General features: G+C 57.6%; 13 protein-coding genes and 1 pseudogene. 7 read left to right on the top strand and 7 right to left on the bottom strand.

The window, feature by feature from the left end:
- The 7 genes from RBB80_RS02315 to RBB80_RS02285 form a co-directional block, all read right to left on the bottom strand.
- Entirely contained in the window at positions 1-711 is a 711-nt protein-coding gene (locus tag RBB80_RS02315; protein ID WP_433966727.1) for a cytosine permease, read from the bottom strand.
- Entirely contained in the window at positions 702-2,105 is a 1,404-nt protein-coding gene (gene hydA, locus RBB80_RS02310; protein WP_433966726.1) for a dihydropyrimidinase, read from the bottom strand. Before hydA ends, RBB80_RS02315 begins: the two co-directional genes overlap by 10 nt.
- 72 nt (positions 2,106-2,177) lie before the next feature.
- Entirely contained in the window at positions 2,178-3,602 is a 1,425-nt protein-coding gene (preA, locus tag RBB80_RS02305) for an NAD-dependent dihydropyrimidine dehydrogenase subunit PreA (RefSeq protein WP_433966725.1), read from the bottom strand.
- A complete protein-coding gene (locus RBB80_RS02300) occupies positions 3,589-3,984 on the bottom strand; it encodes an FAD-dependent oxidoreductase (protein ID WP_433966724.1) in 396 nt (131 codons plus the stop codon). Before RBB80_RS02300 ends, preA begins: the two co-directional genes overlap by 14 nt.
- Entirely contained in the window at positions 3,981-4,946 is a 966-nt protein-coding gene (locus RBB80_RS02295; protein ID WP_433966723.1) for an FAD-dependent oxidoreductase, read from the bottom strand. Before RBB80_RS02295 ends, RBB80_RS02300 begins: the two co-directional genes overlap by 4 nt.
- The gene (locus RBB80_RS02290; protein WP_433966722.1) at positions 4,946-5,071 is read right to left on the bottom strand and encodes a hypothetical protein; all 126 of its coding nucleotides are present in this window, start codon (positions 5,069-5,071) and stop codon (positions 4,946-4,948) included. The genes RBB80_RS02295 and RBB80_RS02290 overlap by 1 nt, the downstream gene beginning before the upstream one ends.
- Before the next feature lie 102 nt (positions 5,072-5,173).
- Entirely contained in the window at positions 5,174-6,436 is a 1,263-nt protein-coding gene (locus RBB80_RS02285) for a Zn-dependent hydrolase (RefSeq protein WP_433966721.1), read from the bottom strand.
- Positions 6,437-6,689: 253 nt separating this feature from the next.
- Between RBB80_RS02285 and RBB80_RS02280 the strand changes: the two genes are divergently transcribed.
- The 7 genes and pseudogenes from RBB80_RS02280 to RBB80_RS02250 all read left to right on the top strand — a co-directional run bounded on the left by RBB80_RS02280 (position 6,690) and on the right by RBB80_RS02250 (position 19,784).
- A complete protein-coding gene (locus RBB80_RS02280) occupies positions 6,690-7,280 on the top strand; it encodes a penicillin acylase family protein (protein ID WP_433966720.1) in 591 nt (196 codons plus the stop codon).
- Positions 7,258-8,949, top strand: coding sequence for a penicillin acylase family protein (locus RBB80_RS02275; protein ID WP_433966719.1), 1,692 nt, complete (start codon positions 7,258-7,260; stop codon positions 8,947-8,949). The genes RBB80_RS02280 and RBB80_RS02275 overlap by 23 nt, the downstream gene beginning before the upstream one ends.
- Before the next feature lie 162 nt (positions 8,950-9,111).
- Positions 9,112-9,759: a GntR family transcriptional regulator gene (locus RBB80_RS02270; RefSeq protein ID WP_433966718.1), complete on the top strand. Its 648-nt coding sequence runs from the start codon at positions 9,112-9,114 to the stop codon at positions 9,757-9,759.
- 659 nt (positions 9,760-10,418) lie between these two features.
- Positions 10,419-11,840, top strand: a complete 1,422-nt coding sequence (locus tag RBB80_RS02265) for a carboxypeptidase regulatory-like domain-containing protein (RefSeq protein ID WP_433966717.1) — start codon at positions 10,419-10,421, stop codon at positions 11,838-11,840.
- Entirely contained in the window at positions 11,837-13,660 is a 1,824-nt protein-coding gene (locus tag RBB80_RS02260; protein WP_433966716.1) for a hypothetical protein, read from the top strand. Before RBB80_RS02265 ends, RBB80_RS02260 begins: the two co-directional genes overlap by 4 nt.
- Before the next feature lie 766 nt (positions 13,661-14,426).
- On the top strand, positions 14,427-17,972 hold the full coding sequence (locus RBB80_RS02255) for a TonB-dependent receptor domain-containing protein (RefSeq protein WP_433966715.1): 3,546 nt from the start codon (positions 14,427-14,429) through the stop codon (positions 17,970-17,972).
- Positions 17,973-18,324: 352 nt separating this feature from the next.
- A pseudogene (locus RBB80_RS02250) lies at positions 18,325-19,784 on the top strand (GH1 family beta-glucosidase).
- The last annotated feature ends 21 nt before the right edge of the window (positions 19,785-19,805 follow it).

Below are 19,805 nucleotides of genomic sequence, written 5' to 3'. Positions count from 1 at the left end.
TCAGCGACGGAAAAAGAACCGAAGAAAGCTACCGGTCGTCTGAAAGCGGCTGGGTGCCGAAAGCATCGGCCCAAAGCCGCCTGCTTTATGCAGCATCCAGAAGAGAAGCGTAAGCGACATGACGAGCATGAAGGGTGCAGAAAAACTCTGAAGAAATCGGATCGACTCGACGCCTCGCCACACGACATACATATTCAGCAGCCAGAATCCAAGGAAGCTGGCCCACAATACGAAAGGCAAGTGTACGGTCTGAGGCCACAGCACACCGATCATCGCTGCAATAGCCTGCCCTCCCAGCCACGACTGAATCCCAAACCATCCGCACGCAACAATCGCCCGCAGCATCGCCGGAAGATTAGCTCCCCGCGTCCCAAAGCTCGCGCGAACAAATACAGGGAAGGGAATACCATACTTCGCGCCCGCGTGCGCATTCAGAAGCATCGGCACAAGCACGATCAGGTTTCCCAAAAGGATCGTCAGAATCGCCTGCTTCCAGTTCATGCCGCCCGCGATCAGCGAAGACGCAAGCATATACGTCGTCACCTCCATCGACATCGAGAACCACAACGCGATGTAGTTATAAGTCCCCCACGTACGCTGCGCAGTGACGGTAGGCGCAAGATCATCGTTATAGAGACGTGAGTCATGTTGCGCTGCGAGATTCGCAGTGGACTGATCAAGAACTCGCGTCGAAATCGAACTCACTGCCATGCGCCTCCTCTCGCCTCCCTCCGCAGATACTGCCCCCGGCCAGTTGCAGCGACATAGCGTCCCCCGTCCGCAATAAGCTCTCCACGCGAGTAGACCTGCCGCGCATTTCCCTTCACCTGCCATCCTTCAAACATAGAAAAATCGCAGCGCATGCTGTGCGTCGCCGCGGAGATAACGTATTCAGCCTCAGGATCCCAAAGCACGATATCCGCATCCGACCCAGCAGCAATCGTCCCCTTCTTCGGATACATCCCAAAGATGCGTGCAGGCGCGGTGGACGTAATCTCGACGAACCGCTGCAGCGAAATCTTTTCAGCATTCACGCCGAAGTGATACAGCAACTGCATTCGATTCTCGACGCCTGGTCCGCCATTGGGGATTTTGCTGAAGTCATCCTTCCCTAGCTGCTTCTGATCCGCGAAGCAGAACGGGCAGTGATCGGTCGAAACCACCTGCAAATTATCGGCCGCCAGCCCGTCCCAAAGCTTCGGTTGATTCCTCTTTTCACGCAGCGGAGGAGTGAAGACATACTTCGCCTCCTCAAAACTCTTCCCGGGCATCTGGTCTTCGATCGACAACAGCAGATACTGCGGACAAGTCTCCGCAAACGCCGGAACTCCGCGATCACGCGCCTCGCGAACCTGGTTCAGCGCATCTTCGCTCGAGAGATGAACGATGTACACCGGCACTCCAGCCATCTCGGCCAGAGCGATCGAGCGATTCACCGCCTCCGCCTCTGCCTTCGTCGGCCGCGTCAGAGCATGATAGACCGGCGCAGTCTTCCCCTCCGCAAGCGCCTGTTGCACGATCACATCGATCGCACTTCCATTCTCGGCATGCATACAAACCAGCGCACCATTCTTCGCAGTCTGTTGCAGCGCTTTGAAGATCGTGCCGTCGTCTACCATCAGCACATTCGGGTAAGCCATAAAGAGTTTGAAGCTGGCTACACCTTCCCGCACCATGTCGTCCATATCGTGCAATCCCTGCTTGCCGCTGTCGGAGCCAAGATCGGTCACGATCATATGCAGCCCGTAGTCAATGCAGGCCTTGCCGTCAGCCTTCGCCATCCAGATATCGAGCGCGTCCCGCATCCGCGTTCCCTTCGCCTGAATCGCAAAATCGACGATGGTAGTCGTCCCGCCGATCGCCGCTGCACGCGTGCCGGTCAGGAAATCATCTGCAGATACCGTCCCCCCAAACGGCATATCCATATGAGTATGCGCGTCGATGCCGCCCGGCAAAACAAAGAGCCCGCCAGCGTCCACGACCGTATGCCCCGCAGGATCGATGTTGGCCCGCACCTCCAATATCGAGCTACCATCAATCAACACGTCAGCTTTTTCGGAGCGGTCGGCCGTGACAACAGTGCCATTCTGAATAAGAATTCCCATACTTCGCTCCTGACTATTTGAGCGCTGCTGTTCACGGCGCAAGATGGTGCTCCATCTCCAAAGCACGTCGCATCAAGTATTCGTACTCATCACTTCACCCGTTCCCGCCGCCACCAGGCCTTTGGCAACACGCTCCTCCCAACTCTCGAACGGAAGGTCGTTGTCGACACGCTCCATCGTGATGCAGTTCTCAATCGGGCAAACCAGCGAACAAAGATTGCAGCCCACGCAATGGTGTTCGTCTACCCGCGGAATGCGCTCAAGCGGTGTAATCGCGTTCGTCCTGCCCGAAGTTCCCGCGTCAAGCTTCGGAATCGGCGTAGTCGAAATTCGTCGAGCAGATTCAGCCTCAACCATCCCCGGCGTTCGTGTCGTATCAGGCGCAGCGGCGGTGCGATCAAGATGGATGCACTGATGCGCGCCGTCCCAACACGCCGTATAGCAAAGCTGGCATCCGATGCATAAATCAGCATGGATCCGAGCAACGATCTGGTAGTTCAGATTGAGCTCCTTCCATTCGAGAACGTTCGGAAGCGACAACCCGCGAAAGTCTTCAATCGTAGCGAACCCCTTTTCAGCCATCCAGTTCAACAGCCCGTCCTGCATATCCTCGACGATCCTGTAGCCATAGTGCATCGCAGCCGTACACACCTGCACCGTGCTGCAGCCCAACAAAATAAACTCCGCCGCATCGCGCCAACCTCCGATGCCTCCAATCCCTGAAAGCGGAAGCGCGCTCGCAGCATCAGCCTGTATCTGCTGAACCATATTGAGCGCAATCGGCTTCACCGCAGGCCCACAGTACCCACCATGCGAACTCTTGCCATCCACATTCGGATTGGGCTGAAACGTATCAAGATCGATGCCCGTAATCGAGTTGATGGTATTTATGGCGGAGAGCGCGTCAGCCCCGCCCCGTTTTGCAGCTCGCGCAGAAATGCGTATGTCCGAGATATTCGGTGTCAGCTTAACGATCACGGGCGTGTGAGCTTTCTCCTTTACCCATCCTGTAATTTGTTCGCAGTACTCCGGCACCTGTCCCACGGCGGACCCCATCCCGCGTTCGCTCATTCCATGCGGACATCCAAAGTTAAGCTCAAGGCCGTCCGCACCCGTATCCTCCGCGCGTTGTACGATCTCGTGCCAACTCTCACGCTTGCTCTCCACCATCAGCGAAGCGATCACAACATGCTTCGGATACCGCCGCTTCACCTCCGCGATCTCCTGCAGGTTCACCTCGATCGGGCGATCCGAGATGAGCTCGATATTATTGAAGCCCATCATTCGCCGCCCCTCCCAATCGATCGACGAGTACCGCGAACTCACATTCGTAATCGGCTCTCCGATCGTCTTCCAGACGGCCCCTCCCCAACCTGCATCGAAGGCGCGCATGACCTGCTCACCGCAGTTCGTGGGCGGAGCAGACGCCAGCCAGAACGGATTGATGCACTCAATTCCGCAGAAATTGCTTGCAAGCGTCGGCTTAGGTCTGGACATGTTGCACCTCCAACCATCTGGCGATTCCAATTCCAGCGCGCTTTCCATCCGCAACAGCATCTACCACCTCGCGCCCGCCGTTGGTGCAGTCTCCACCAGCAAAAAACTTCGGGTAAGAGGTTTGTCCGGTCGCGCGGTCAATCACGATTCGGCCGCGCTCAAGCTGAATCGTCCCGGACTTACCCGGATATTCAGAGAGAAAATCCGCGTGTGTAGCCTGTCCGATAGATAAGACGATCAGATCAGCCTCGAGAACAAACTCCGAACCCTTCTGTAGCACAATCGAACCATCCTCGGTCCATTCAAGTTTCGTCAGCTCGAGTCCATTCACAGCCTTATCCCCGCGAATGCCAGTCGGCTGAACGTGCCAGAGGAACTTCACCCCTCGTTCTTCGCGTGCTCGTATTCAAACGTGAACGCCGACATCTGCTCCTGCCCTCGCCTATAAAGAATATGGACCTCGGTCGCACCAAGCCGCACCGAAGCGATTGCCGCATCGATAGCAGTATTCCCTGCTCCCACCACCACCACGCGCTCCGGCACCGTCGTCAGCGCACCGGACTTATACCCGGCGATGAGATCCAGAGCATTCGTCACACCCGCAAGTTCCTCTCCAGCAACTCCGAGCTGATGAATAGCTCCCAGACCAATCCCGAGAAACACCGCATCATGCGTCCGTTCCAGCTCCGCAAGCCCCGCCGCGTCAACCTTCGTCTCAAAGTGAAACTCCACTCCCAGCTGCGAAAGCATCTCAATCTCCCGCAGACTCTCCGCCAGCGGAAGCTTGTACTCAGCAACCCCAAAGGTGTTCAAACCTCCGGGCAACCGTCGCGCATCATAGAGATGTGCACGAATGCCACGCCTTCGCAGCTCGGCGGCGCAAGCAAGTGAAGCAGGTCCCGCGCCGATCAGGGCGACCGACAGTCCCGTCTCAGCTCCAGGCTCAAACGGCAGCGGGCCTCCGCTTTCGTACAACGCATCCATCGCGAAACGCTGAAGTTGCGCAATCCGGATCGGCTGTTTGTTGTAGCGATGCATCACGCAGGCCCCTTCGCAAAGCACCTCGACCGGACACGCACGGGAGCAGCTCGCTCCGAGAATATTCGCATCCAGTATCGTTCGCGCAGAGCCTGAAAGATTCCCACTGGCAATCTTCTTAATGAAGCTCGGCACGTCGATATGTGTCGGGCAGGCGATCGTACATGGCGCATCAAAGCAATAGAGACAGCGATTAGCTTCAGGCACTGCAGCTTGTTTATCGAATGGTGGATGCAAATCGCCAAAACGTTCTGCCACCTCTGGCGCAGTTACGATCTGCTGAGGAAAGGGAACACGCTCGCTCATCAGAATCCGGTCGCCTCATCGGCCTCGTTGCGGTCGCGCCGCTCGAGGAAGACATTCCAATCGTCCCGCACAACGAGGTCTGCGGAGTCACCAAAACGCCCTTCAAATGGAAGCAGTTGCATCATCGACAACATGACCCTCCTTGCGCCGTATATCTTCTGTCAGGAGTGACTATTATGCACTATCTCAACGAACTCCCTCGCCATCAAGAGAGAACTCCAACCCGATCACAACTTCTGGCCGCTGCTCTCCCCTTCGCCCAACCACTTCATCGTCTTCCTCGCAAGCCGGTCAAAGGCCTGCACGGCCAACGTCAAATCTTCAACCCTCGTATCTTCCGCCTTGTTATGGCTCAGCCCGGCAAGCGATTGCGTAAACATCATGACCGTCGGAATCCCTGCGCGCGCGACCTCCGCAGCATCATGCAACGGACCTGACGGCAGCCGATGAGACCGGCCAGCGGTTTCCAGGATCGCCTCCTCGCAAAATTCAATGAGTCGCCGATCAAACGGTATCGGCTCGATACTCCAAATCCTCGACCAATCGACCGAGCAGCCTTCTTCCTTCGCGAAGCGTTCACTCGCAGCACGAGCTTCAGCCAGCATAGAAGCAAGTATCTCCGTGTCGAGATCGCGCATATCAAGCGTCGCCTCGCAGCGTCCAACCACGGCCGTCACAATTCCCGGAAAAGTCTTCACACTTCCCATCGTCGCAACGGCGTCCGGATGCCTTCGTGCAATCGGGCGAATCTCAAGCGCCAGCTTCGCCGCAGCAGCCAGTGCATCCCGCCGCGCACCCATCGGAGTAGACCCAGAATGAGCCTCCTGTCCGTGGAATGTAATCGCGTGTCGCTCAACACCCTTAGTGCCAAGCACAACTCCCAGCGGCAGCCCCATCCCCTCCAGCACCGGTCCCTGCTCGATATGCAACTCCAGATAAGCCGCCGCGTCTCCCCGTTCTTTTGCAGAGTCTCCAATCTGTTCCACATTGACCTGACAGCTCCGAAGAGCGTCCTCGAGACGAACTCCATCGCGATCCGTACGTCCGCGATCAGCCTCAACCGTATTGTTTCCCGCAAACGCCGAAGATCCGAACAGGCTCCGTCCAAAACGCGCGCCCTCTTCATCGGCCCAGTCGACCAGCCGAATTGTGATCGGCGGCCTGCCGTCAAAATCCTCTACCAGGCCACGCAGCACCTCTAAGCCAGCGAGGACCCCAAGGCACCCATCAAGCCATCCGCCGTTAGGCACCGAGTCAAGGTGACTCCCAAGAATGAGAGCGCCATCCGAATCTCCGCGAAGCGTAGTCCACGAGTTTCCAGCGGCATCGTAATGGTGCTCTACCGGCAAACCCTTCAGCTTGTTCTGGAACCACGAACGCGCATCCAGCCAAACCGAAGTCCAAGCCACCCGCTGGGCGCCATTCTCATCAGCCGTCAGGGCACGAAGTTCCTTAAGATCAGAGACTACTCGCAGTGAATCAACGGGCACGCATCTTCTCCTGAACAACTAAGGTTATACCCGCCAACCCGATATAGAGAGAGATGAATTCGATCCACGAGACTGTCAGTTCGACATCTCATCCTCAAAACCTGCATTTCTGCCATTCCGCGGCGGTGCCTACTCAGCCGGGGCAGCTCCTAATCTCTCATCAGCAAAGGAGAGGTACACTACTCCCACCGCGACTAATGTATTCGTCTCGTTCAGACGGAGTGCACCTATCCCCTGCCGGAGGCCAAGCTGTTTGATCTGCTGCCGACGTTGTCTGAACCTCGTTCTCTCCCTGACGCTCTTATCCTCCACGCTCTACGCAGCCGAAATCCGCGACTCGGCGCGTTGGAAGAATGAATCAGCCAACGTCACCATCACTCGCGACGACTGGGGTATCGCACACATCCACGGCAAGACGGACGCCGATGCCGTCTTCGGAATGGAGTACGCCCAGGCCGAAGACGACTTCAACCGCATCGAGACCAACTACATCAACGCCCTCGGCCGCCTCGCCGAAGCTGAAGGCGAATCCCGCATCTATCAAGACCTGCGCATGAAGCTCTTCATTGACCCCGCGGCATTGAAGAAACAATACGCAGACAGCCCAGCATGGCTCCGCGCCCTCATGGACGCCTTCGCCGACGGCCTCAACTTCTACCTCTACAAACATCCCGAGGTGAAACCGCGAGTCATCCAACACTTCGAGCCATGGATGGCCCTATCCTTCACAGAAGGCAGCGTAAGCGGCGACATCGAACGCATCAGCCTGGCCCAGCTCGAGGCCTTCTACTCGCATCCCGCCGCAATCCATACCTCCAGCGTTGCCTCCCCCGCGACGAAGTAGCCTACGTCCACGACAGCGATCCCCCGAGCCCACAGGCTCCAACGGCATAGCCATCGCGCCTTCGAACACCGTCGACCATCACGCCCTCCTGCTCATAAACCCTCACACCTCCTTCTTCTTCCGCTCCGAACTTCAAATGTCCAGCGACGAACACCTCAATGCCTACGGAGCCGTCACCTGGGGCCAGTTCTTCGTCTACCAGGGCTTCAACGAGCGAGCCGGCTGGATGCACACCTCCAGCGGAGTCGACGCAGTCGACGAGTATCTCGAAACCGTCGAGAAGAAGGGCGGCCACTTCACTTACAACTACGGCAATCAGCAGCGGCCCATCACCGTCAAGCAAATCACCGTTCCCTACAAAACCGACCACGGCATGGCCGAAAAGAAGTTCATCATCTACTGCACTCACCACGGCCCCATCATCCGCGAAGAGCCCGCCCGCGACGAATCCAGCCGCGAAGGGAATGCCAGGTGGATCAGCATCCACCTCATGCAGGAGCCCATCAAAGCGCTCACGCAGTCCTACCTCCGCACTAAAGCCACCGACTACAAATCCTTCCGCCAGACGCTCGAACTCAAAGCCAACTCCTCCAACAACACCATCTTCGCCGACGCCGACGGCGACATCGCCTACTTCCACGGCAACTTCATCCCGCGCCGCGACACCACCTTCGACTTCACCAAACCCGTCGACGGCAGCAATCCCGCCACAGACTGGAAGGGCCTCCTCACCGTCGACGAGCTTCCCCAGCTCTTCAACCCCACCAGCGGCTGGCTCTACAACAGCAACAACTCGCCCTGGTCAGGAGCAGGCGCCAGCAGCTTACGCAAGCAGGACTATCCCGCCTACGTCGAAACCGGCACCGAAACCGCACGCGGCCTCCACGCCATCCGAGTCCTGCAAAACAAAAAAGACTTCACCCTCGACTCCCTCATCACCGCTGCCTACGATAGCTACCTTCCCTGGTTCGACAAACCAATCCCAGCGCTCCTCAAAGCCTGGGACGAAGCCCCGCGAACCAATCTCCTCCGCGCCCGACTGACCGAGCAGATCGCAGCCCTGCGCACATGGGACCACCGCTGGGCCGTCGACTCAGTCCCCACCTCGCTCGCCATCTTCTGGGGCGAAGACATTCGTCGCCTCACAATCGCCGACGCCAAAAAAGCAGGCATCCCCGTCGAAGAGTACGTAGCCACCCAGGTCCCCAGCGATCAACTGCTCCAATCCCTCTCCAACGCCTCCGACAGGCTCACGTCCGACTTCGCAACCTGGAAGACTCCGTGGGGCGACATCAATCGCTTCCAGCGCCTCACCGGCGATGGCGTTGCGACTGGGAAAATCGTTCAGCCCTTCAACGACGCCCAGCCAAGCATCCCAGTCGGATTCACCTCCTCGCTCTGGGGCTCTCTCGCCTCCTTCGGCGCCCGCCCTTACCCAGGAACAAAAAAGTGGTACGGAAGCGTTGGCAACAGCTTCGTAGCCGTAGTCGAGTTCGGAGACAGGGTCCGCGCAAAGGCCGTCACTGCCGGCGGAGAGAGCGGCGACCCCGCCTCCCGTCACTTCAACGACCAGGCAAAGCGCTACACCATTGGCGACCTCCGCGATGTTTACTTTTATCCTTCAGATCTAAAAGGACACATCGAGCGCCAGTACAATCCCGGAAATTAATATTCGAATCTCTAACTCTGGTCTCAGTCCTACTTAATCGAATCAATGTCGATCGGCAGGGAAGTAAGTCAGAAAATTGACCAAAAATGAAAGAAGTCTCGATTTCAAGCCACTCATACGAGCTCCAACCTTCGGTCGTGTAGAATCCTCCAAACCACCATCATGATTAAGCTGGCTAAAATCCCAAACCTCACAGAGCTTACCTACCGGAGCATTAAGCAGAGCGTGCTGAATGGGACCTTAGGCGAACTGTCGCGGCTCACCGAAGAGTCCCTCGCCACTCAACTCGGAATCAGCAAGTCCCCGGTCCGCGAAGCGCTCAATCGATTGGAAGCAGAAGGGCTTGTTCGCATTGAAGCCCGCCGCGGGGCCTACGTCCGCCAGTTCTCCGCAAAAGAGATCCGGGATCTCTACGAACTCCGCGAGGTTCTCGAGGTCCATGCAATCGATGCAGCGACCATCACCCCGAAGTTGCTCAACGATCTGTCAGCCAGCATCAACCGGACCAAAAAGTTTCTCAAGAACGGCAACAAGCTCGAACACATCGAAGAGGACATGCGATTTCACGGCCTCATCACCGCAGCCACAGGCAACCAGGAGCTCTGCCGCGTCCTCGAAAACGTGCAGCAAAAAGCTCTTCTCTGCCGTTCCAAGTCGTACGAACTCTCAGCGACTACCGCTCCCGTAGCTCATACGAAGATCTACCAGGCCCTGAAAAAAGACTCCAAACGCGAGGCGCGACTTGCCATGCGGGACCATATTGTCTTTGTTCGCGAGCGCTTGCTCGCTACCTTCAAGACGCCGAGCTGAGCTCTCAACCCGCACATTCCAGGCCCCACTTTTCGGGGCATAAGCTCTGGGACCAACCCTCAGCGGAACGATCTCGAAATGAGCTATAAGGTCTAGCTCGCCTCCCCGTAACTTCGACGTTGTTCTGAAAATCCAGCAACTCGAACGTTTACGGCGGTGAAGAATTCCCTGTTTCCGTACTCTCAATCCCCATCTTTTTCTTCTTGAAATTCTGATTTAATCACCCCACCCTCGATCTCCCCTTCTTCACTAAGTCACTGATTCGAAAACCGTGCTGCGTGAATCTCCACTGCCCATAGGCATTTGGACAGACACCGGTCGGCCCTCGTGCTCAACTTTCTTCTTGCATGTCAGTACAGTTGTCTATACTATTTGGCCCTCAAAAGAAATGATGATTTTTCCGGTCTCAGAATCGGCCCCCGAAAGTTCTGTTTTCTCGGTATTTCGGAAGGTTCTACGACACAGCTTCATCCGAGGATGTTTACAACACAAGACGCGAAAGGTCTGAATTCGCTGCACGAAGCTGGACAACTGCAGTGACTCAACCCTAAAGCGCAAACACCAGACAGAAATCTAAGCGGACAGTCAGAGTCGCTCGAACAACACGTTCCACGGACTTCGCAACAGTCTTGAGAAAGAAATGGAATTGGAGGCCACCAATGAGAGCACGCATCGCACTATTCAGTTTCTTCATGTTTCTGGTTTGTTCCTTCGCGCACGGGCAGGACATCAGCGCTAAGATCACCGGAACCGTAACCGACGCCTCAGGCGCCGTCGTCGCCGGAGCAACCGTCACAGCTAGCGAGAGCTCTCGCGGCACCATCTATCCCACCAAAACCAACGCCGCCGGTGTCTACTACCTGTCTCCACTGCCTGTTGGGCAGTATGTGCTCAAGGTGGCAGCTTCCGGCTTTTCCTCTTCAGAGCACCAGGCCATCTCTCTCGACATAGCCCAGACAGTTCGCATCGACGTCGCACTGACCGTCGGTCAGGCCTCGCAGACCGTCGAAGTCACCAGTGCGCCACCTCTGCTGCAGACCGATGACAGCTACCTTGGGACCGTTCTTGATGCGCGCGCCAACGTCACACTGCCGCTCGCAACTCGCAACTACAACCAGCTCACCCTGCTCTCTCCCGGTGCCGTCAGTCTCAACCCCGGCTCCTTCACCGGCTCTCAGGCCAGCTTCCAGGTCGGCCGTCCCTACATCAACGGCAATCGCGAGCAGACCAACAACTACATCCTCGACGGCATGGACAACAACCAGATCGACAACAACGATGTAGCCTTCGCGCCCAGTGTCGACGCCATCCAGGAGTTCAACCTCATCTCCCAGAACGCGCCCTCGTCCTACGGCAACTACCTCGGCGGCATCATCAACGTCACTTTGAAATCCGGAACCAACCAGTTCCACGGCGACGTCTTCGAGTTCATCCGCAACGACGCCCTCAACGCCAACCAGTGGGCCAACGGCTTTACCAAAGGAAGCCCCTACGTCCCCGGTCAAAACAACAAAGACGGCTCGGGCCTCAAGCCTCTCCTGCGCTGGAACGAGTTCGGTGGAACCATCGGCGGGCCCATCGTCAAAGACAAGCTCTTCTTCTTCGTCGACTATCAGGGATCGCGCTACGATCAGCCCGCGACCTCCAATCGCTTCACCGTCATCACAGCGGCAGAGCGTCAGGGAGACTTCTCGGCACTATGCTCTGCAGGCTTCAACAGCGCCGGCATCTGCAACAATATCTCGCAGCAGCTCTACGACCCCTACTCGTCTTCGACCCCAGGCATGCGCCTGCCCTTCCTCAACAACCGCATCACCGGCCACATCAGCCCTGCTTCCGCAAAGATTCTCGCCTCTCCGCTCTATCCCGAGCCTATCTATAACTCGAGCACACTCAACCAGACCAACGTAACCCACTCCTTCACCAACAGCGACCAGGGCGACCTCAAGATCGACTGGGTTGCCAGCCAGAAGGATCACGTCTACGCTCGCTACTCGCAGCAGCACATCACCAACCCCACGACCAACAGCCAGTTGCTTACCGGTGACTCCGACAACGAGTATCCCTCTACAACGGCGTGATCGACTACGCCCACACCTTCAGTTCCACCTTCCTCAACTCCGCACGCATTGGAACCAGCTACTTCCCGGTCACCCAGGGCTTCACCAATCCAACCGGCCAGAATCTCCCCTCCGTCTTTGGCATCGCCGGAACCGCCGCAAACCAGACGTTTCTGCCCCTCATGACCTTCCAGGGCGGCAACAGCAACGGTCCAGCGATAGGAAACAACAATCTCATCTCGCAGTTCCACGACACCGTCATCCAGGCAGAAGACACCGTCACCCTCATCCGCGGCAAGCACTCGGTCAACCTCGGCTTCCAGTTCTACAACTACCGCACCAACGTCCTCTACGTCGGCAACTCCGGCCTCGCCGGCCAATTCATCTACGACGGCTCCTTCACCGGAAACCCCGCAGTTGTCGTGGCCGCACCCACCACCGCGAACCCCACCAACACCATCAGCCCCATCGGCATGGCCGAAGCCGACTTTCTCCTCGGTCTCCCGCAGAACGTCGGCCTCGGTTCCGGCGCCGGCCGCAGCCTGCGCAACAGCATCTACTCCGGATTCGTGCAGGACGACTGGCACGTCAGTTCCAACCTCACCCTCAACCTCGGTCTGCGCTATGAAGTTGTCACCGCACGCGCAGAGGCCCACGATCAGGCGACCAACTACGGCCTCTTCACAGGAGACGTGCAGATCGCCGGTCTCAACGGCAACTCCAAGGCGCTCTACAACCAGTACAACGGCCCCACCAACTACCAGCCCCGCCTGGGCTTCTCCTGGCAGCCTCCCATCGACAAAGCCATGGTCATCCGCGGAGCTTACGGCATCTCCAACTTCACCGAGAGCACCGGCACCGGCAATCTGCTGGTCCAGAACCCTCCCTTCGCGATCCCCCACAACGTCACCTACAACGGAAGCTCCGTAGCTCTCTCCGGCACCACGCTCGATCAGGGCTTCTCTACCTTCCCGTCCTCAGGGTGCACCGTCGCCGCGGCGATTGCTCAATCTCCTGCATGCTTCGCAGGCACTGGCATCCACGCCTTCGACCCCAACAACATCCGTCCAGCCGTATCCCAGCAGTACAACCTCACCATCCAGCATCAACTCGGCAACTCCTCCACCGTCCAGGTCAGCTATGTTGGCCAAAAGACCGACCACCTCATGACCATCGCCCTCATCAATCAGCAGGTCCTGCATCCGAACGGCACCACCTCACCAAGCCCCTATCTCAACCCAACCCTTCAGGGAGAGATCGGCCAGGCTCGCCTCACCGCATCCACCGGCTACTCCAACTACAACGCGCTTCAGGCCAGCTTCCAGAAGCGTCTCAGCCACGGCTTGGAGTTTCAGGCCAACTACACCTGGTCGAAGTGCCTAGGCAACTCCTCCGGCTTCTTCGCCCAATACGGCGACACCAACGCCTCGCTCACCCAGGCCGGCAACAATCACTTCTTCTTCCAGGACACCTACAACCCCGCAGCCGACTACGGCCGTTGCGATCAGAACGTCACCAACTCCTTCAACGGCTTCACCACCTATGACCTTCCCTTCGGTCGCGGCCGCACCTTCGGATCCAACCTCAACCGTGCCGCGGACCTCATCGTTGGCGGCTGGCAGGCCAACTCCATCCTTCAGTTCCACACCGGCTTCCCCATCACCGCTCAGGCGGCCAACAACTCCGGCGTCATCACCGGCTTCCCCGTGCCAACTGCGACGGCTCCCCAGTCGAAACTCCCGGCAAACGGTCGACCGATCCCCTTCATCCCGGCTACATCTGGTTTGATTCCGGGTCGGTCTCTCAACCCGGTCTGGGAACCTTCGGCAACTGTCAGGTAGGCAGCTTCACCGGCCCCGGCCTCCAGGCAGTCGACTTCAGCGTCTCCAAGACCTTTCACATCGTCGAGAGCCAGAGCCTTCAGTTCCGCGCCGAAGCCGTCAACGCACTCAACCACCCCATACTCGTCGCACCCAACTCGAGCATCGGCAGCACCTTCGGTCTCGTCAACAACGCGCAGGGAGAGCGGCAACTTCAATTCGCCTTGAAGTACATGTTCTAACCCTTTCTTCAAATTTTCCCTTGGGGAGAGCGCATCGGTACTTTGCGCTCTCCCCTCCTTTAAGGAGTAACCAGCCAGATTAACGAGTAACCAGCCAGAGTCCCGCAAAGCTCCGAAACGTCCGACCATTGTCCCCGTAAATCCGACGCGGGCCAGAAGTTGTACCCCACCGAAGAGCCAGTAAAGCCCTGTGTTTATCGAATGATCCTCATCGGCCGAGAAACTGGTACGACCAGTAACGCTGAAAAGCGTCATCAGGCTCTACAGAATCACCTCCGGTCCAAAAACTTTCTTGACAAGCAATACCCCGATCCCGCAAAATCCTCAGCCGGGGAAGATTGACGACATTTCCTCTACTCAAACGTTTGAAGTAACTGCAGTGCGAGCAGCATTTGCCCGGATACGGCGACTTCCATCAGACAAAAACGGTAAGCAGCGCGTTTTCATTGTGTTGAAGCAGTTTCAAAAGAACTCTGCCAACACAAGCAGCAGAACGTTAGGTCGACTTAAACGTTTTACAAACTCAGTACGAAGGGCAGGACAACATGATTAACGATTCAAATACCCAGATGACCCGCCTCGGCCAGTGCGGACGCAGACTATCTCGGGGATGGAGCAAGCCGGCATATCTCCTGGCACTCCTGGTCCTCTTCACCTCAGCAGCCTTCGCGCAGCTGACCACAGCCGACATCCTCGGCACCGTAACCGATGCCACCGGCGCCGTCGTTCCCAACGCCACCGTCGTCCTCACCAACAACGGGACAAACGAGAAGCGCACCACAACCTCCAACAGCTCGGGCGACTATAACTTCACGCTCCTGCCAGTAGGACACTACTCCGTCTCGGTCAAAGCCAGCGGCTTCCAGGCTGCTATCGTCAACGATCTCTCCGTAGAAGCCGGTGACCGTGCCCGTAACGACGTTCACCTCCAGGCCGGCGCAGAATCGCAAACCGTCGAAGTGACCGCAAGCACCCCTCTCCTCCAGGCTGATAGCGCCACCGTTAGCTCCACCGTGACCGCAAAGGCTGTTCAGGATCTACCCTTGAACGGCCGTAACTTCGTTCAGCTTGTGGGCCTCGTCCCCGGCGCCAACGAAGGAGCAGGCAACGGCCTCTCGAGCGGTGGCCGTCCCGACGATCGTCGTACCAACGCAGCCGGCCTCTCCGTCAACGGACAGGACGACTCCCTAAACAACTGGGTCGTTGACGGTATCGACGACAACGAACGCATCATCGGCACCATCGGTATCAAGCCGAACGTCGAAGGTATTCAGGAAATCACCGTCCAGACCAACAGCTACTCACCAGAGGCTGGTCGTACCGCCGGCGGCGTCATCAACCTCATCACCCGCTCTGGAACAAACGCATTCCACGGTTCCGTCTACGAGTACTTCCGCAACGACGTCACCGACGCCCGTAACGTCTTCGCAACCAGCGGCAAGAAACCCGAGCTCCGTCAGAATCAGTACGGCGTCAGCATCGGCGGACCGATCTTCCGAGACAGAACCTTCTTCTACTTTGACTGGGAAGGCCTCCGGAACGTCCAGGGCGTTACCGACACCGGCACGGTACCGACAATCGACGAATACAACAACATCAACAGCCTCAACGGTGGATCGCCTCAGGCTCTTTTCACCACGAACAACGGAACACTTCAGGCACATCAAGGATTGGTTACCGGCACGCCAGTGCCCATCAATCCGATTGCACTCGCCTACCTGAAGCTGTACCCGGCACCGACCAACAGCAATCTCTCAAACAACTACATCATCAGCCCGAGCAAAACCCAGGACTACAACCTTTATGACGCTCGCGTAGACCACAGGTTCAACGACAAAAACCTGTTCTTCGGTCGTTGGTCCTACAACAAGGTCACCAGCTTCACTCCTCCCAACTTTGGCACTGTAAACGGTGTCCAGGTCTCGGGCGGAAGATACAACTTCGACGGTCCTGCATCCGACTTCGCAACACAGTTTGCATTCGGCTTCACGCACATCTTCAACCCCAACCTGCTGGTCGACCTGCGGTTGGGCTACACCCGCATCAACAACCTCTCTCTTCCTCTCAACTACGGCATCGGGATCGACCAGAAACTCGGCTTCCCGGCGAGCATGACCAGCTTCAGCCCCTTTGCTGACTCTCTCACGCCCTTCGCGACTGGCCCCTTCGGCGACATCGGCGATGGTGCGTACGTTCCCCTGCAGGACATCGACAACACCTTCCAGTACTCCGGTACGCTTAGCTGGACCAAGGGCAATCACAACATTAAGGCGGGCCTCAGCCTCATTCGCCGCCAGGCTCGTAACGTCCAAAGCGCCTCCGCGGTCGGTGCGTATCAGTTCAACCTTCAGAGCGACACCTTAAACGCCAATAAAGACCAGAAAACAATTCAGGACAACCAACTGGCCTCAACTCTCCTCGGCGGCTTCAACAACCAGCAGCGTAATTTCAACATCAACGCGCCGGACTATCGCAGCTGGGAGCCAGGCGGGTTCGTTCAGGACAGCTGGAAGGTCAACCCCAAGCTGACCCTGGTCTATGGCCTTCGCTACGATGTATTCACCCCGTTCACCGAAGCTCATGACCATATCTCGAATTACGACTTCCTTGACGCGCTCAGCAACCCAGCCGCCGCCACAAGCAGCGCGTTGAAGATTGCTGGTGTCAATGGCGTCAACTCGCAGGTCAACCTCCCAACCGACCACGGTGATGTTGCTCCGCGCGTTGGTTTCTCCGCGCAGCTCACACCCCAAACCGTCCTCCGCGGTGGCTACGGAATCAGCTACTTCCCCGGCAACTACACCTCCAATGCCGACCTGAAGAACGCACCGTTTACCTCCGTATATAACCCCTCCTGCCAATCCACCATCGCAGTCCAACTCATTCAGTATGAGAATGGGGGCACGCTGCCCAAGGGCCAAAACGGGGACTGCGTCGCTCAGGGACAACCCGGGGACTTGAGCCTGGGAATACCACAACCCGCTGCACCCACAACAGCACAACTCGCCAATCTTGCTACGATCCCCGGCATCGGGTTCGTCGCGGAAGCGCCGAAGTTCAAGAACGCCATGATCCAGCAGTACAACCTGCAGGTTCAGCAGCAGTTCGGCGCCAACGTCTTCACCATCGGCTATGTCGGCAACATCGGCCAGCATCTGCCGGAATCGATCAACAACATCAACCAGGCGCTGCCATACAACCCCTTCGCTCCGTTAGGAAGCGCAACCAACCCGGTAGGCGGAGCCCGTCCGCTCGATGCAGTCTTCCATGCTGCCGGAAAGTACGCACCTGGCGGTATCAGCTATATCAACAGCGGCGGCATATCCAACTACAACGCTCTTCAAACCTCCTACCAGCGTCGCTTTACCAAGGGGCTGGCCTTTGATGCGAACTACACTTGGGGCAAAGCTCTGAGCGACATCACTGGCTTCTCCCAGCAGGGAGGCAATCAGGGATGGAGCAACGCAAATCCGTTCAATATCAGGGCCACGGAGTACGGAATTGCAGAGCTTGATATCCAAAACCGCTTCGCCCTCGGTCTCAACTACGAAGTGCAGTACGGCAAGAACTTCACAGGTGCTAAGAAAGTCGCTCTTGGCGGATGGTCGTTCAATACCATCACCGTCTGGCAGAGTGGTAAACCGTTCACGATCACAAACACAGGCTCCGGCATCGACAATCCTGATGGAAATGGTTTCAACAACCGTGCTGTTCCACAAAATAGTGGTGGCCAGGATCGCCCAAACCAGATCGGCGATGCGCGCGGCTCGAAGTCGATCCATCACTTCTTCAATACCGCAGCCTTTGTCCCTCAGCCCCTTGGAACCATTGGAACCGCGCAGCGCAATTCGCTGTTTGGTCCCAACTTCCGTCACGTAGACCTCTCGGTCTTCAAAACCTTCACCATCACCGAACGGTTTGGACTGCAGTTCCGCGCAGAGAGCTACAACATCTCGAACACGCCGAACTTCTATCTGAACAACGGACAACCGGGCGATCAGCTAGGCAACGCTAGTTTCGGATCCATCTCGCAGACGGATCCAAACTACACCGCACGGCAATACCAGTTTGCCCTCAAGGTGCTGTTCTAAACCAACGCAACACAAACACCCGTCGGCGAAGAAAAACGTCTTCGCCGGCGGGTAATTTTTGCCCTCCTGTAGCCGGCCCGAAGTCGCGCCTCGAATCATCCAAAAAATAAATCTCAAAAAGCTGTCACATTCTTCGGCCCTCAAAACACACCATCCAAAACACCACGTTCACCACGCATCGCACCACAAATTCACCATCAAAACATCTCGTCTCCGACCAGGTTTTTCCCCAACCCCCTCTAAATCCGAGTTTTTCGCCCTCCCATTTCTTTTTCGCGAACTTCGTCCACAAACGACCCGCCCGGAGACCACCTGACATGAATCGCCGAAGTTTTCTCGCCCAAACCTCTGCGTGGGCCGCAGCCGCCGCGCTCCCCAGGCTCTCTGGAGCCTCCATCCTCCCTCTCTCGACGCCTCCGCAGAGCAAAGCCCAGCCGTCGGCGAAGTCAAGTTCCCCAAAGACTTCCTCTGGGGCACAGCCACCGCCGCCTATCAGGTCGAAGGTGCCTGGAATGTCGATGGTAGAGGCGAAACCGTCTGGGACCGCTTCAGCCACTCCCTCGGCAACGTCAAGGGCGCCTACACCGGCGACGTCGCCTGCGACGACTACCATCGCTACCCCGAAGACATCGCCCTCATGAAGCAGATGAACATGCGCAGCTATCGCTACTCCATCGCATGGTCCCGCATTCAACCCACCGGCGAAGGCGCCGTGAATCAGAAGGGAATCGACTACTACAAGCGCCTCACCGACACCGTTCTCAAGGCAGGTCTCCGCCCCCTCGTCACCCTCTACCACTGGGATCTCCCCCAGCCCCTCGAAGACAAAGGCGGTTGGCCCAACCGCGACACCGCCGCCCGTTTCGCCGACTACGCAGAGCTCGCCGTCAAAGCCCTCGGCGACCGCATTCAAACCTGGGCAATCTTCAACGAGCCCTGGGTCTTCACCTATCTCGGCTACGGAAGTGGCGTCCACGCACCAGGAAAACAAGACTTCGACCTCTTCCTCAAGGCTTCACACACGGTGAACCTCGCACAAGGCGACGCCTTCCGCGCCATCAAGGCCATCGCACCAAAATCAAAGGTCGGCTCTGCCTTCAGCATGTCATCCACCACCCCGGCGACCTCCTCCCCGAAGACGCAGCCGCAGCGAAACGGTTCGACGCCTTCAACAACGTCTGGTTCCTCGAAACCGCATTGCGAGGCCGCTATCCCGAAGCCTTCGTCAACGGTGTTCCTCTCGAAACCATGGGCTTCCAAAGCGGCGACGACAAGCGTATGACCGCACCGCTCGACTACATCGGAGTCAACTATTACTTCCGCCAAATAGTCGCCAATCTCAAGACCCCAGCCCCCACCAAACCCTCCTACGATGCCATGGGCTTCGACCACTTCAACGGAAAGGAAGGCCCGCTCACCGAGATCGGTTGGGAGGTCTATCCGCGCGGCATGTATGAGATCGTGCAGCGCGTCTCGCAGGACTACAAACTCCCCATCGAGATCACCGAAAACGGCTGCTCCTACGGCGACTATCCCGACGCCTCCGGTCGCGTCGCCGACGTCCGCCGCATTCACTACTATCGCGAACACCTTCGCGAACTCGCCCGCGCGATCCACGACGGAGCCGATGTTCGCGGCTACCACTCCTGGTCCATCCTCGACAACTTCGAGTGGTCCGAGGGGTACACGCAACGCTTCGGCATGGTCTTCGTGGACTTCCCCACGCAGCGCCGCTTCATGAAGGATTCCGCAAAGTGGTACTCGCGCGTCGCCGCCACCAACACCATCGAGGCCACCCCGGCCACAACATAAACCAACCAAAAGACGGAGCGC

This window comes from Tunturiibacter gelidiferens (genome assembly GCF_051013345.1).
Taxonomy (GTDB): Bacteria; Acidobacteriota; Terriglobia; order Terriglobales; family Acidobacteriaceae; genus Edaphobacter; species Edaphobacter gelidiferens_A.
The sequence above is the reverse complement of the archived record's forward strand: the minus strand, read 5'-3'. Positions and strand labels throughout refer to the sequence as shown.

What these genes read in the sequence shown, in the direction of transcription:
- RBB80_RS02290 (WP_433966722.1), bottom strand. Translation starts at nt 5,071, where the DNA reads ATGATGCAACTGCTTCCATTTGAAGGGCGTTTTGGTGACTCCGCAGAC.
- RBB80_RS02315 (WP_433966727.1), bottom strand. Translation starts at nt 711, where the DNA reads ATGGCAGTGAGTTCGATTTCGACGCGAGTTCTTGATCAGTCCACTGCG.
- RBB80_RS02295 (WP_433966723.1), bottom strand. Translation starts at nt 4,946, where the DNA reads ATGAGCGAGCGTGTTCCCTTTCCTCAGCAGATCGTAACTGCGCCAGAG.
- RBB80_RS02270 (WP_433966718.1), top strand. Translation starts at nt 9,112, where the DNA reads ATGATTAAGCTGGCTAAAATCCCAAACCTCACAGAGCTTACCTACCGG.
- RBB80_RS02265 (WP_433966717.1), top strand. Translation starts at nt 10,419, where the DNA reads ATGAGAGCACGCATCGCACTATTCAGTTTCTTCATGTTTCTGGTTTGT.
- hydA (WP_433966726.1), bottom strand. Translation starts at nt 2,105, where the DNA reads ATGGGAATTCTTATTCAGAATGGCACTGTTGTCACGGCCGACCGCTCC.
- RBB80_RS02255 (WP_433966715.1), top strand. Translation starts at nt 14,427, where the DNA reads ATGATTAACGATTCAAATACCCAGATGACCCGCCTCGGCCAGTGCGGA.
- preA (WP_433966725.1), bottom strand. Translation starts at nt 3,602, where the DNA reads ATGTCCAGACCTAAGCCGACGCTTGCAAGCAATTTCTGCGGAATTGAG.